We start from the raw sequence: 14103 nt of genomic DNA on the forward strand, positions 1-14103 counted from the left end.
ATCTGGTTAAACGGCAAACTAAGTGGTGGTAAAGACTGACATCGGCATTATTACTGACGCTGTGGAAGAAACGCTCGGTGTGGCTGCTGCTGCTGTTCGTGGCCGAAGCCTACACCAGCAGCGTGCTGCAGCATTTCGAAGAAGCCCTGGAATCGGCCATTGCGCTGGCCTTCTTTATTCCGTTGCTCATCGGCACCGGCGGCAACAGCGGAACGCAGATCACCTCGACGCTGGTGCGCTCGATGGCGCTGGGGGAAGTGCGGCTGCGCGATATGGGGCGGGTGATCCGCAAAGAGGTGTCGACCTCGTTTCTGATTGCCTTAACGCTGGGGCTGGCGGGCTGCCTGCGCGCCTGGATGATGGGCATCGGTATGGAAATCACGCTGATCGTCAGCCTGACGCTGGTATGCATTACCCTGTGGAGCGCAGTTGTCTCGTCGGTCATTCCGATGGTGCTTAAACGGATCGGCATCGACCCGGCGGTGGTTTCCGCGCCGTTTATCGCCACGCTGATCGATGGCACCGGACTGATTATCTATTTCAAAATCGCCCAGTATTTTCTTGGGTTGAACTGATCATATACGTTCGGGCGCCAGGGCGCCCGAACGCTTAGATTACCCTTCCACCAGCGCCTGCGCGCAGGCCCAGGCGCTTGACCACGCCCACTGGAAGTTATACCCGCCGAGCCAGCCGGTGACGTCCATCACTTCGCCGATAAAGAAGAGGCCCGGCGCCTTACGCGCCTCCATGGTACGCGACGAGAGCTCATTGGTGTCCACGCCGCCGAGGGTCACTTCCGCCGTCCGGTAGCCTTCGGTGCCGTTCGGCTGCACGCGCCAGGCGGTCAGCGTCTCCACCAGCGCTTGCTGATCGCGAACGTTCAGCTGCTTCAGCGTGACATCAGGAATTTGCCCCAGCTGCTGCAGACACTCCACCAGCCGCTTCGGCAACTGCATCGCGAGGGTGTTTTTCAGGCTCTGGTTGGGATGCGCGCCGCGCTGCTCGTTAAGGAATTCCTCAAGATTGCAGTCCGGCAGCAGATTCACGGTGACGAACTCACCAGGCTGCCAGTAGCTGGAAATTTGCAGCACCGCCGGTCCGGAAAGGCCGCGATGGGTGAACAGCAGATTTTCGCGGAACAGGGTGCCGTTCTCGGCGGTGATGGTCGACGGCACCGAGACGCCGGAGAGAACCTGGAGCTGCTCAAGCAGCGGCTTGTGCAGGGTAAACGGCACCAGACCCGCACGGGTCGGCAGCACCTTCAGGCCGAACTGCTCGGCGATTTTATAGCCAAACGGCGAGGCGCCGAGGCCCGGCATCGACAAGCCGCCGGAGGCGATCACCAGCTTTTTGGTCGCCAGCGTTTCGCCGTTCACCTGAAGCCGATAGCCTTGCTCGTCGCGCTCCACGCTGAGAATTTCGCTGCGCAGGCGGATCTGCACGCCGCCCTTTTCGCATTCCGCCAGCAACAGAGTGACGATCTGTTCCGCCGAATCATCGCAAAACAGCTGACCGAGGGTTTTCTCATGCCAGGCGATGCCATATTTGCCGACCAGCTCGATAAAGTCCCACTGGGTGTAGCGCGCCAGGGCTGATTTGCAAAAATGCGGGTTTTGGCTCAAATAGGCCGCCGGCTCGACATACATATTGGTAAAGTTGCAGCGGCCGCCGCCGGACATCAGAATTTTTCGCCCCGGCTTTTTGCCGTTGTCGAGCAGCAGGACGCGACAGCCAAGCTGCCCCGCCTGCGCTGCGCAAAACATTCCCGCCGCTCCGGCGCCAATGACAATGGCATCAAACCTTTCCACACCGCATTCCTCGTTCCCCAATTGTCGGGTTTTGTAAATATTTCACTCTGGTCACACCAGCGGGAAAAATCCCGCATTAGATACATCATTGAAAGATATAGGATTACTCCCAACAGGGTAAAACCTAAACAGGAAGAAAATCAAAAAAAGTCTATATTTCACTTTGCCCGCGCCGCTAAAGTCACTGATAATGCGCCGCGTTCATGTCCTCAAAATGGCGTAACGTCCTATGCTACATTTATTTGCCGGTCTGGATTTACATACCGGACTATTATTATTGCTTGCTTTAGCTTTTGTACTGTTTTACGAAGCGATTAACGGTTTCCATGATACCGCAAACGCGGTGGCTACGGTTATCTACACTCGCGCTATGCGCTCACAGCTCGCTGTGGCGATGGCGGCGCTCTTCAACTTCTTCGGCGTTCTGCTGGGCGGTCTCAGCGTAGCCTATGCCATCGTGCATATGCTGCCGACCGATCTGCTGCTTAACATGGGTTCCGCGCATGGCCTCGCCATGGTGTTCTCTATGCTGCTGGCGGCGATCATCTGGAACCTCGGGACCTGGTACTTCGGTCTTCCGGCATCCAGTTCTCATACCCTGATCGGCGCCATCATCGGTATTGGTTTAACCAATGCGCTGATGACAGGCACCTCCGTGGTTGATGCGTTGAATATCCCGAAAGTCATCGGCATTTTTGGTTCGCTTATCATCTCGCCTATCGTTGGTCTGGTGATTGCGGGCGGCCTGATTTTCCTGCTGCGCCGCTACTGGAGCGGCACCAAAAAACGGGCGCGTATCCACCTGACCCCGGCGGAGCGTGAAAAGAAAGACGGCAAGAAAAAGCCGCCGTTCTGGACCCGTATCGCCCTGATCCTGTCCGCTATCGGCGTGTCATTCTCTCACGGCGCTAACGATGGACAGAAAGGCATTGGTCTGGTGATGCTGGTCCTGATCGGCGTCGCCCCGGCGGGCTTCGTGGTGAATATGAACGCCTCCGGTTACGAAATCACCCGTACCCGCGATGCGGTCAACAATGTGGAAACTTTCTTCCAGCAGCGCCCTGACCTGCTGAAGAAAGCCACCGGCGTTGACCAGCTGGTTCCCTCTCCGGACACCAATACCGCGGCCAACGGCGAGTTTCATTGCCATCCGGCGAACACCATCAACGCCCTTGACCGCGTGAAGACCATGCTGACCGGCGTTGAGAACTACGAGTCGCTAAAACCGGAACAGCGCGGCCAGCTGCGTCGCATCATGCTCTGCATCTCCGACACTACCGACAAAGTGGCGAAACTGCCGGACGTGAGCGCTGACGACCAGCGTCTGCTGAAGAAACTGAAAACCGATATGCTGAGCACCATCGAGTACGCGCCAATCTGGATTATCATGGCGGTCGCGCTGGCGCTGGGTATTGGTACCATGATCGGCTGGCGCCGCGTGGCGACCACCATCGGTGAGAAGATCGGTAAGAAGGGCATGACCTACGCCCAGGGGATGTCGGCGCAGATGACCGCAGCGGTCTCAATCGGTCTGGCGAGCTACACCGGGATGCCAGTTTCCACCACCCACGTGCTCTCCTCCTCGGTAGCGGGGACGATGCTGGTGGATGGCGGTGGTCTGCAGAAAAAGACGGTAACCAGCATTCTGATGGCCTGGGTACTGACCCTGCCGGCAGCGATTATCCTTTCAGGCGTCCTTTACTGGCTCTCCCTGAAGCTGATTTAAGCGTTATTCGTTCAAAACGGGCCAGCTTGCTGGCCCGTTTTTTATTCTGAAAATATCGTTAGTGCCAGATCATCAGCGCAATCAGGCTCACCACCACCAGGCCGCACAGGGCGCTGGTCAGAATAAACTGGCGACGAACACGTTCGCAGCGACGAATAAATTCATCGTCATGATGGTCACGGTAGCGCTGGGCATAGATATACCAGACCAGCCGCATCTGTTTGCTGGGCTGCCCGTGCGAGGTAAAAAAGCCGCCGCCATCGACGTACTGATAGAGCAAGGGATCGCAACCACGTAGCACAACCAATAATGCACGCAACGATGAGAAGTAGCGTGCCATATTCACCACACAAACGACACACAGGGCCCAAAACAGCGCAATAGTGCTGATCATACCTCCTCCCCGGCGACCCGCCCACGGAGAAATCCTCCGCGGCTACCGCTCCCCAAATAACCGACGACAATACCGTAAAGAGTGCGATTCCGATCACATTTATTTTTCCGACCGGCTCATTAAATAGTGTAGGAGATCCATTAATTTTTTTACCACAAGGTTATTCGTTATCAATACGTAAGACGGATAAATTTGTTTAGCTTTTAGGTGAACCCAGTGCATTGACGGAGCGCGGGGGGCGCTATAAGGTAAGAAATATCTTCTACAATGAAGTCCTTAAAGGCTACCCTCCCGCGAATGTAGCACGCAGGACGCGGGCGAAACGGCAGCGCCAGCTGTCAGGTCCAATGGTCATCGACAAACTTATGGAAGGAGTAACACTATGGCTTACAAACATATTCTGATTGCAGTAGACCTGTCCCCGGAGAGTAAAGTACTGGTTGAAAAAGCCGTTTCTATGGCCCGGCCTTATAACGCGAAAGTCTCCCTGATCCACGTGGATGTAAATTACTCCGACCTCTACACCGGGCTGATTGACGTGAACCTCGGCGATATGCAAAAACGCATCTCCGAAGAGACCCATCACGCGCTGACCGAGCTCTCTACCAACGCCGGCTACCCGATCACTGAGACCCTGAGCGGCAGCGGCGACCTCGGTCAGGTGCTGGTCGATGCGATTAAAAAATACGATATGGACCTGGTGGTCTGCGGCCATCATCAGGACTTCTGGAGCAAGCTGATGTCCTCTGCCCGTCAGCTGATCAACACCGTCCATGTCGACATGCTGATCGTCCCGCTGCGCGACGAAGAAGACGAATAACCCTCCCGTTGTGTCATGCCAGACGCCCGCCGCTGCGGGCGTTTTTATTTTCGCTTCCGCCCCGCCAGACAACAGAGCTTAACTCCATAAAAAAGCTATTCAATTAGTGTGATCAGCCAGTTATTCACTAAAACATCTATATAATAATCTACTCATTAAGCCAATAACCGCAGCATGGCGAGTTATCAGACATTTTCGGCGCGTTCTGGCATACGCGTTCATACTTTTTGGGAAAGTAATACAAGGTGAAGGAATATGAATACAACTGCACCTACGGGTTTGCTGCAGCAACCTCGTCCGTTCTTCATGATCTTCTTTGTGGAGCTCTGGGAACGTTTTGGCTATTACGGCGTTCAGGGGATCCTGGCGGTCTTCTTTGTTAAACAGTTGGGCTTCTCTCAGGAACAGGCCTTTATCACCTTCGGCGCCTTCGCGGCGCTGGTTTACGGGCTGATCTCGATCGGCGGCTACGTGGGCGACCATCTGCTGGGGACCAAACGTACCCTGGTGCTCGGCGCGGTTGTGCTGGCTATCGGCTACTTTATGACCGGGATGTCGCTGTTGAAACCGCAGCTGATCTTTATCGCCCTCGGCACCATCGCCGTCGGCAACGGTTTGTTTAAAGCCAACCCGGCGAGCCTGCTGTCAAAATGCTATCCGCCGAAGGATGCCCGTCTCGACGGGGCGTTCACCCTGTTTTATATGTCGATAAACATCGGTTCGCTGCTGTCGCTGTCGCTGGCGCCGGTGATCGCGGAAAAGTTTGGCTACGCGGTGACCTATAACCTGTGCGGCGCGGGGCTGATTATCGCGCTGCTGGTCTACTTCGCCTGCCGCGGGATGGTGAAAGATATTGGCTCCGAGCCCGATCATCGCCCCCTCAGCCTGCGCAATCTGGCGCTGGTGCTGGCCGGTACGGTGGTAATGATTTTTCTCTGCGCCTGGCTGATGCACAACGTGATGATCGCCAACCTGGTGCTGATTGTCCTGTCGGTCGTGGTCATTGCGTTCTTTTTCCGCGAGGCGTTTCGCCTTGATAAAACCGGGCGCAACAAAATGTTCGTCGCCTTTATCCTGATGATCGAGGCGGTGCTGTTTTACATTCTCTACGCCCAGATGCCGACCTCGCTGAACTTCTTCGCCATCAACAACGTCCATCATCAGATCCTGGGTTTTACCATCAACCCGGTCAGCTTCCAGGCGCTGAACCCCTTCTGGGTGGTGGTAGCCAGCCCGGTGCTGGCGGCGATTTACACCCATCTCGGTCATAAGGGTAAAGACCTGACCATGCCGGTGAAATTTACCCTCGGGATGTTCCTCTGCGCGCTGGGCTTCCTGACCGCCGCGGCCGCCGGGATGTGGTTCGCCGACGCCCAGGGATTAACCTCGCCGTGGTTTATTGTGCTGGTTTATCTGTTCCAGAGCCTGGGCGAGCTGCTGATCAGCGCCCTGGGGCTGGCGATGGTCGCCGCGCTGGTGCCGCAGCATCTGATGGGCTTTATTCTGGGGATGTGGTTCCTGACCCAGGCCGCTGCGTTCCTGCTCGGCGGCTATGTGGCGACCTTCACCGCGGTGCCGGAAAATATCACCGACCCGCTGCAGACGCTGCCGGTTTACACCAGCGTGTTCAGTAAAATTGGCCTGGTGACCCTGGGGGTCACGGTGGTGATGGCGCTGATGATGCCGTGGCTGAACCGGATGATTAATACCCCGGCCAGCGCCGAGTAACCGTTTAAGATGGCCGATCCGCACTGGCACCGTTTGTTCAAATATTACGGTTCCCGGCTTGCGCTACGCTGAGCCGGGCTACAATGCGGTAGCCCGGATAAGGCGCGTTGCGCCGCTATCCGGGAGATACCACCACGGTGTAATATTACTCCGGCGTGCCGGCGTAAATATCAAACCGATGCCCTTTGGTCACCACCGCGTTCGGCGTGGCGACTTCCGCCAGCGGCGGCGCGTAATCCGGGCGCTTTACCACCACCCGTTTGGTCGCCAGCTGGCGCGCCGGGGCCAGCAGGCCATCGGCGTCTAAATCAGGCCCCACCAGCGACTGAAAAACGCGCATCTCTTTCTTCACCAGCGCGCTTTTCTGCTTATGCGGGAACATCGGGTCGAGGTAGACCACCTGCGGACGCGGGGTGATATCGGTCAGCGCCGTCAGGCTGGAGGCGTGGATCAGCTGCAGCCGCTCCTGCAGCCAGCCGCCGATTTCCGCATCGGCATAGCCGCGGGCCAGACCATCGTCGAGCAGCGCGGCGACCACCGGATTGCGCTCCAGCATCCGCACGCGGCAGCCGACCGACGCCAGCACGAAGGCATCGCGCCCCAGGCCGGCGGTGGCGTCAACCACATCCGGCAGATAATCGCCTTTAATGCCCACCGCTTTGGCTACCGCTTCACCGCGGCCGCCGCCAAACTTGCGCCGGTGGGCCATCGCCCCGCCGACGAAATCGACGAAGATACCGCCAAGCTTAGGCTCATCGCGCTTACGCAGCTCCAGATGCTCAGCGTTCAACACCAGCGCCATCAGGTTATCGTCATCCTGCTCCAGCCCCCAGCGGGCGGCTAAAACAGATAAGGCGCCGTCTCCGGCGCCCGTTTCATCAATTAAGCAGATCTTCACGTAGCAATCAGCCTTTGATCCCGTAATGCTCAAGCATCGCGTCCAGCTGCGGCTCGCGCCCGCGGAAGCGTTTGAACAGCACCATCGGCTCTTCGGAACCGCCGCGGCTCAGGATGTTGTCGAGGAACGACTGACCGGTTTCGCGGTTGAAGATGCCCTCTTCTTCAAAGCGTGAGAAGGCATCTGCCGCCAGCACGTCGGCCCAAAGGTAGCTGTAGTAACCCGCCGCGTAACCGCCGGCGAAGATATGGCTGAAGGCGTGCGGGAAGCGGCCCCAGGTTGGGCCTGGCACCACGGCGACCTGCTTTTTAATCTCCGCCAGGGTCTCAAGGATTTTCGCCCCCTGCTCCGGCTTGTACTCCGCGTGCAGGCGGAAATCGAACAGGCCGAACTCCAGCTGGCGCAGAATAAACATCGCCGCCTGGTAATTTTTCGCCGCCAGCATTTTCTCCAGCAGCGCCTGCGGCAGCGGTTCACCGGTCTCATAATGACCGGAGATAAAGGCCAGCGCTTCCGGCTCCCAGCACCAGTTTTCCATAAACTGGCTCGGCAGCTCGACCGCGTCCCACGGCACCCCGCTGATGCCGGAAACCCCGGCGATATCGATGCGGGTCAGCATATGGTGCAGACCGTGGCCGAACTCGTGGAACAGGGTGATCACTTCGTCGTGGGTGAACAGCGCCGGTTTGCCGTTGACCGGACGGTTGAAGTTACAGGTCAGGTAGGCGACCGGCTTCTGCAGGGAGCCATCCAGCTTACGCATCTGGCAGACGCAGTCGTCCATCCACGCCCCGCCGCGCTTGTGCTCGCGGGCATACAGGTCGAGATAGAAGCTGCCGCGCAGCTCGTTGTGTTCGTCATACAGCTCGAAGAAGCGCACTTCCGGATGCCACACATCGACATCGGTACGCTCTTTGGCGGTAATACCGTAAATACGCTTCACCACTTCGAACAGACCGTTAACGGCTTTGTTTTCCGGGAAATAGGGGCGCAGCTGCTCATCGCTGATGCTGTAGAGATGCTGTTTCTGTTTTTCGCTGTAGTAAGCGATGTCCCACGGCTGCAGCTCTTCGACGCCGAACTCGGCTTTAGCAAAAGCGCGCAGCTGGGCCAGCTCTTTTTCGCCCTGCGGACGGGCTCGTTTTGCCAGGTCGGTGAGGAAGTCGAGCACCTGCTGCGGATCCTCCGCCATTTTGGTGGCGAGGGATTTAAAGGCGTAGCTGTCAAAGCCCAGCAGCTGCGCCAGCTCGTGGCGCAGAGCGAGGATCTCCGCCATCACCGGGCTGTTATCCCATTTCCCGGCGTTCGGCCCCTGATCGGAAGCGCGGGTGGAGTAGGCGCGGTACATCTCTTCGCGCAGCGCCTGATTGTCGCAGTAGGTCATCACCGGCAGGTAGCTCGGGATATCCAGCGTCAGCAAATACCCTTCCTGCTCTTTGGCCTGGGCCTGCGCCTGAGCGGCGGCCAGCGCGCTTTCCGGCATACCGGCCAGATCGGCGACGTCGGTCACCAGCTTGTTCCAGCCCATGGTGGCGTCAAGGACGTTGTTGCTGTACTGGTTGCCCAGCTCAGAGAGGCGCGCGGCGATTTCACCGTAGCGTTTCTGCGCCTCCGGCGGCAGGCCAATACCGGATAATTCGAAATCGCGCAGCGCGTTATCAACCGCTTTTTTCTGCGCGGTATTCAGCGTGGCGTAGTTATCGCCATCGCGCAGGTCGCGGTAGGCTTTATACAGGCCTTCATGCTGGCCGACCCAGGTGCTGTACTCGGAGAGCAGCGGCAGCGTCTGTTCGTAGGCCTCGCGCAGTTCCGGGCTGTTTTTTACCGAATTGAGATGGCTGACAGGCGAGAAGATGCGTCCCAGCACATCGTCCACTTCCGCCAGCGGCTGGCAAAGATTTTCCCAGCTATACGGCGCGCCGTGCGCCACCGCGCTTTCCACTGCGGCCCGGCAATCCTCCAGCGCTTTGGTGACCGCGGGGACCACGTGCTCTGGTTTGATCGCAGAAAAAGGCGGCAGGGAAAAAGGCGTCAGTAATGGATTGGTCATATGCGCTGTCCTGTTGAAAAGGGTGAGTGAAGCGCGCGTCCGGCGCTTATGCATGAGATCTAGAATGGGGGATAGTTGGGGGAATTTCAATGACGGGCGGTGCGTCAGCCTGGGTATTGCTGCGATAAGTCCGCCCGTTGCCGGAAAAACGCGGCACGCGGTGCAGCGTGCCGGAAACCGCATTAATGCCCTTTTTGCGCCATTTCCCAAGCCGCCGACAGATTCAGCCGCTGCCAGAACTGCTGCTCGGGGGTGGCGCCGGACAGCGGGTAGCCCGCCGGCAGCGCGGTATTGACCATCAGCGCCCGGCGCTGGGCCGCAGACAGCTGCGGCAGGGCAGCCTCCAGCAGCACTTCCGCCCCCTCCGGCACCTGCAGGCGCGGCTGCGGCCCCGTCTGCCGTGGCAGGTCGTAGGTCATGGTGAAACGAGTGAAATCACGCATCGCCGGATCGCGCCAGGGATCGTCTTTCACGCTGCTCTTCGCGCACTCGGCAAGCGATGTGCCGCAGGCTTTCGCCAGCGCGGCGCGCAGCTGATCGCGGGCTTCGTTAAATAATACCCGGTAGCGTGGATCGTTAAGATAATGGGCCACGTTGCGCTCGGCCACCATCCGCGAGCCGATCACATCCAGGGGATAGTGGACACCCAGCACGATGCGCGAATAGCCATAGCGTGCGCCGCGCGCCACCAGCGCGTCGTAGCGCTCCGGGATCATCGCCGCCAGCAGCAGCGCATCAGTATAGCCAGTGTTGGTGTGACCGCTGGGGAACGAGCCGCCGTCGGCGGTATAGGGCTGGTTATCCTTCACCACCACGTCGTCCGGCACCAGGTGAATGGTGTTGCCCTGCACCAGAAACGGCCGCGGATTGTTGTAGTGCTTTTTCGCCTCGCCGGTGCTGACCTCCGAGGCTTTGATCAGCGCCGCCGCTTTCCCTAGCGCGCCCTGGTCATAGGCGGTCAGAAACGCGTTGCCCAGCCGCGGCCCCAGCGCGTCGCTGAGGAAGTAGAGGTAGCTAATCCCTTCCGCATCGGCCAGCGCCTGACGGCGGGTGGTCTTTACGGCGTCGCGGTTAATGGCGGTGACCGTCGCCAGATTCTGCTGCACGACGGTCTCCGGCAGGCTGCTGAACGCCGACAGCAGCGCAATGCCCGCCTGCTGATTGGCCCGGGTCTGGAGGTCATAGCCGCTGGCCTTCAGCCAGGCGGTATCGGCCTGGGTTTTGTTTTGTTTCGCGTGCGCCAGCCGATCGCGTGTCAGCGCGGCGGCATCCCCCTGCAGAGCGTGGCGCAGCTGCGCCAGCGCCTGTTGCTCAAGATCGTCATACGCCTGGCTGGAGGCAGCCGGCGTCACGCTATTGGCGAGGGCCGCCGCCCTGTTCAGCGGGATGTCTTTAGCCAGAACCGGTTGCGCCAGCAGCAGCGCCACGGCCAGCAGCGAGAGTTGATTTTTCATTATTTTTCCTTTTATTCAAACAATTACCTTGCCTGTATCCGACGCTAGCGCGGCCGTTTGACGCTTTTATGACAGCGTTATGTTTTGCAACGCTTTTGGCAGAAATGAAACAGCGCGGCGGCGCAGCGGTAATCTCGGCCGATCTGCGGTAAACTATCGGTTAACTTGTTTATTTCCCGGAATCTCTGTATCCATGCTCAGTTATCGCCACAGCTTTCACGCAGGCAACCACGCCGACGTCCTCAAACACACCGTTCAGAGCCTGATCATCGAAGCGCTGAAAGAGAAAGAAAAACCGTTTCTCTACCTGGACACCCACGCCGGCGCGGGCCGCTATCAGCTGAGCGGCGAGCACGCCGAGCGTACCGGCGAGTATCTTGAAGGCATCGCCCGAATCTGGCAGCAGGACGACCTGCCGGCAGAGCTTGAGCCCTATATTTCGGTGGTCGAACACTTCAACCGTAACGGCCAGCTGCGCTACTACCCGGGCTCCCCGCTGATCGCCCGCCAGCTGCTCCGCGAGCAGGACAGCCTGCAGATGACCGAGCTGCACCCGAGCGACTTCCCGCTGCTGCGCGCCGAGTTCCAGAAAGACAGCCGCGCGCGCGTCGATAAAGCCGATGGCTACCAGCAGCTGAAAGCTAAGCTGCCGCCGGTCTCGCGCCGCGGTCTGATTCTGATCGACCCGCCGTACGAAATTAAAACCGACTATCAGGCGGTGGTGACCGGGATTAACGAAGGCTATAAACGCTTCGCCACCGGCACCTACGCGCTGTGGTATCCGGTGGTGCTGCGCGCGCAAATAAAACGTATGATCAAAGATTTAGAAGCCACAGGTATCCGCAAAATTCTGCAAATCGAGCTGGCGGTGCGTCCGGACAGCGACCAGCGCGGCATGACCGCCTCCGGGATGATCGTCATCAACCCGCCGTGGAAGCTGGAGCAGCAGATGAACAATGTGCTGCCGTGGCTACACAGCAAGCTGGTGCCGGCCGGTACCGGTCACACGACCGTCAGCTGGATCGTGCCGGAGTAATCGCAACCATCGGTGGAACCTTTTACGCCTCGCGCTACAATCGCGGCAATCAACGATTAAGGACATATGGGCATGAGCAAACATTATGATTACCTCGCCATCGGCGGCGGTAGCGGCGGTATCGCCTCGATTAACCGTGCGGCCATGTACGGCCAGAAGTGCGCGCTGATTGAAGCCAAAGCGCTGGGCGGCACCTGCGTCAACGTCGGCTGCGTGCCGAAAAAAGTGATGTGGCATGCGGCGCAGATCCGCGAAGCCATTCATCTTTACGGCCCGGACTACGGTTTCGATACCACCATCAACCATTTCGACTGGGAGAAGCTGGTCGCCAGCCGCAGCGCCTATATCGACCGCATTCATACCTCCTACGACAACGTGCTGGGTAAGAATAACGTCGATGTGATCAAAGGGTTTGCGCGCTTTGTCGATGCCCACACCGTGGAAGTGAACGGCGAGACCATTACCGCCGATCATATCCTGATCGCCACCGGCGGCCGTCCGAGCCACCCGAACATTCCGGGCGTGGAATACGGTATTGATTCCGACGGTTTCTTCGAACTGCCGGCGCTGCCGAAACGCGTGGCGGTGGTCGGCGCGGGCTACATCGCTGTTGAACTGGCGGGGGTGATTAACGGCCTCGGCGCTGAGACCCACCTGTTCGTGCGTAAGCACGCGCCGCTGCGCAGCTTCGATCCGCTGATCGTCGACACGCTGGTGGAAGTGATGAACGCCGAAGGTCCGCAGCTACATACCAACGCCATCCCGAAAGCGGTGGTGAAGCATGCCGACGGCAGCCTGACCCTTGAGCTGGAAGATGGCCGCAGCCAGACCGTTGACTGCCTGATCTGGGCGATTGGCCGCGAACCGGCGACTGATAACTTCAACCTGGAGGCTACCGGCGTGAAAACCGACGATAAAGGCTACATCGTCGTCGATAAGTTCCAGAACACCAGCGTGCCGGGCATCTACGCCGTGGGCGATAACACTGGCGCCGTCGAACTGACCCCGGTGGCCGTGGCCGCAGGCCGTCGCCTCTCCGAACGCTTGTTTAACAACAAGCCGGAAGAGCATCTGGACTACAACAATATTCCGACCGTGGTCTTCAGCCACCCGCCTATCGGCACCGTCGGCTTAACCGAGCCGCAGGCGCGTGAGCAGTATGGCGACGACGCGGTGAAGGTCTACAAATCCTCCTTCACCGCCATGTACACCGCCGTCACCTCGCACCGCCAGCCGTGCCGCATGAAGCTGGTGTGCGTTGGCCCGGAAGAGAAGATTGTCGGCATCCACGGCATCGGCTTCGGGATGGATGAGATGCTGCAGGGCTTTGCGGTGGCGTTGAAGATGGGCGCCACCAAAAAAGACTTCGACAATACCGTCGCTATTCACCCGACGGCGGCAGAAGAGTTCGTCACCATGCGCTAACACGCGAGCGCCGGATGATAAAAAGAAGCCCTGAGGGGCTTCTTTTTTTATGCTCAGGCCACGCCGTTATTGCCATGGCGCATAAATGCCGGGCGCTGATTGAGCGCCATATACCAGCGCTCCACGGCCGGCATTTCCGGATGCGCAAAGGGCGTCATCTTCCAGCGATGCACCGACAGCCCCAGCACGATATCGGCCAGGGTGAAGCGCTCGCCGGCTATCCACGCCCCGGTACGCTGCAACTGCGCCTCGACAATGCGCACACAGTGGGTCCAGGTGGCAATGCTCTCTTTAATCGCCGCCGGATCCTGAAAGCGAGGATCTTTACGCACCAACCCCATAAAGGCATGGCGCCAGGCATTATTGAACTCGGTCGCCTGCCAGTCCATCCAGTGCTCCACCTCGGCGGCGGGCTGCGGCTCAGCGGGCAGCAGATCCCAGCGCTCCGCTTTCCGCGCCAGATAGCGGCAAATGCTGTTCGACTCCCAGAGCACAAAGTCATCGTCCAGCAGCACCGGCACCAGGCTGTTAGGATTCAGGCGCTGAAATTCAGGGGTGTCCAGGGGCTTAAACCCGCTGCCGTAATCCTCCTGCTGGTACGCCAGCCCGATCTCCTCGCAGGTCCACAGCACTTTCCGTACATTGATTGAAGAGCGTTTGCCCAGAATTGTTAGCATCGTCAGCGATTCCTCAGCCATAAAAGACAGTTCATTCACTCTACTCTATTGCCAGCCAGCAACAAGGCAGAGCGCTGGATAATGTGT

11 protein-coding genes and 1 pseudogene are annotated in these 14103 nt (G+C 58.8%); 6 read left to right on the forward strand and 6 right to left on the reverse strand.

Going from position 1 to position 14103, the window contains the following annotated elements; genetic code table 11:
• Nucleotides 1-56: 56 nt before the first annotated feature.
• Nucleotides 57-575, forward strand: a pseudogene (locus ABLU50_RS23055) (magnesium transporter); the annotation flags it as partial.
• A 39-nt stretch (nucleotides 576-614) separates the two neighbouring features.
• Here the strand turns inward: ABLU50_RS23055 and ABLU50_RS23060 are convergent.
• Nucleotides 615-1808, reverse strand: a complete 1194-nt coding sequence (locus ABLU50_RS23060; RefSeq protein WP_087832450.1) for an NAD(P)/FAD-dependent oxidoreductase — start codon at nucleotides 1806-1808, stop codon at nucleotides 615-617.
• A gap of 229 nt (nucleotides 1809-2037) precedes the next feature.
• On the opposite strand from ABLU50_RS23060, the gene pitA reads away from it, so the two are divergent.
• The gene (pitA, locus tag ABLU50_RS23065) at nucleotides 2038-3534 is read left to right on the forward strand and encodes an inorganic phosphate transporter PitA (RefSeq protein ID WP_004204940.1); all 1497 of its coding nucleotides are present in this window, start codon (nucleotides 2038-2040) and stop codon (nucleotides 3532-3534) included.
• A gap of 58 nt (nucleotides 3535-3592) precedes the next feature.
• Here the strand turns inward: pitA and uspB are convergent, their stop codons facing one another.
• On the reverse strand, nucleotides 3593-3928 hold the full coding sequence (uspB, locus tag ABLU50_RS23070) for a universal stress protein UspB (RefSeq protein WP_002921203.1): 336 nt from the start codon (nucleotides 3926-3928) through the stop codon (nucleotides 3593-3595).
• 382 nt (nucleotides 3929-4310) lie between these two features.
• Here uspB and uspA point away from each other — a divergent pair, with 382 nt between their 5' ends.
• Nucleotides 4311-4748, forward strand: a complete 438-nt coding sequence (uspA, locus tag ABLU50_RS23075) for a universal stress protein UspA (protein ID WP_004145166.1) — start codon at nucleotides 4311-4313, stop codon at nucleotides 4746-4748.
• 255 nt (nucleotides 4749-5003) lie between these two features.
• Nucleotides 5004-6476, forward strand: a complete 1473-nt coding sequence (gene dtpB / locus ABLU50_RS23080) for a dipeptide/tripeptide permease DtpB (RefSeq protein WP_348864944.1) — start codon at nucleotides 5004-5006, stop codon at nucleotides 6474-6476.
• 145 nt (nucleotides 6477-6621) lie between these two features.
• Here the strand turns inward: dtpB and rsmJ are convergent, their stop codons facing one another.
• From rsmJ to ABLU50_RS23095, 3 genes are all read right to left on the reverse strand, one after another.
• Nucleotides 6622-7374: a 16S rRNA (guanine(1516)-N(2))-methyltransferase RsmJ gene (gene rsmJ, locus ABLU50_RS23085; RefSeq protein WP_087832449.1), complete on the reverse strand. Its 753-nt coding sequence runs from the start codon at nucleotides 7372-7374 to the stop codon at nucleotides 6622-6624.
• Between the two features lie 7 nt (nucleotides 7375-7381).
• Complete coding sequence (prlC, locus tag ABLU50_RS23090) at nucleotides 7382-9424, reverse strand: oligopeptidase A (RefSeq protein WP_323084024.1); 2043 nt, start codon at nucleotides 9422-9424, stop codon at nucleotides 7382-7384.
• A gap of 182 nt (nucleotides 9425-9606) precedes the next feature.
• Nucleotides 9607-10878, reverse strand: a complete 1272-nt coding sequence (locus ABLU50_RS23095; protein WP_087832447.1) for a phosphatase PAP2 family protein — start codon at nucleotides 10876-10878, stop codon at nucleotides 9607-9609.
• Between the two features lie 193 nt (nucleotides 10879-11071).
• Here ABLU50_RS23095 and ABLU50_RS23100 point away from each other — a divergent pair, with 193 nt between their 5' ends.
• Nucleotides 11072-11914 (forward strand): 23S rRNA (adenine(2030)-N(6))-methyltransferase RlmJ, encoded by an 843-nt coding sequence (locus tag ABLU50_RS23100; RefSeq protein ID WP_004204945.1) that lies wholly within the window; start codon nucleotides 11072-11074, stop codon nucleotides 11912-11914.
• A 72-nt stretch (nucleotides 11915-11986) separates the two neighbouring features.
• Nucleotides 11987-13339 carry a glutathione-disulfide reductase gene (gene gorA / locus ABLU50_RS23105; RefSeq protein ID WP_057212748.1) on the forward strand — a complete coding sequence of 451 codons (1353 nt, stop codon included), beginning with the start codon at nucleotides 11987-11989 and terminating at the stop codon, nucleotides 13337-13339.
• A gap of 53 nt (nucleotides 13340-13392) precedes the next feature.
• Here the strand turns inward: gorA and ABLU50_RS23110 are convergent, their stop codons facing one another.
• Nucleotides 13393-14016: a glutathione S-transferase gene (locus ABLU50_RS23110; protein ID WP_023319290.1), complete on the reverse strand. Its 624-nt coding sequence runs from the start codon at nucleotides 14014-14016 to the stop codon at nucleotides 13393-13395.
• Nucleotides 14017-14103: the final 87 nt, after the last annotated feature.

Source organism: Klebsiella sp. GG_Kp173 (assembly GCF_040062415.1).
Taxonomy (GTDB): domain Bacteria; phylum Pseudomonadota; class Gammaproteobacteria; order Enterobacterales; family Enterobacteriaceae; genus Klebsiella; species Klebsiella quasipneumoniae.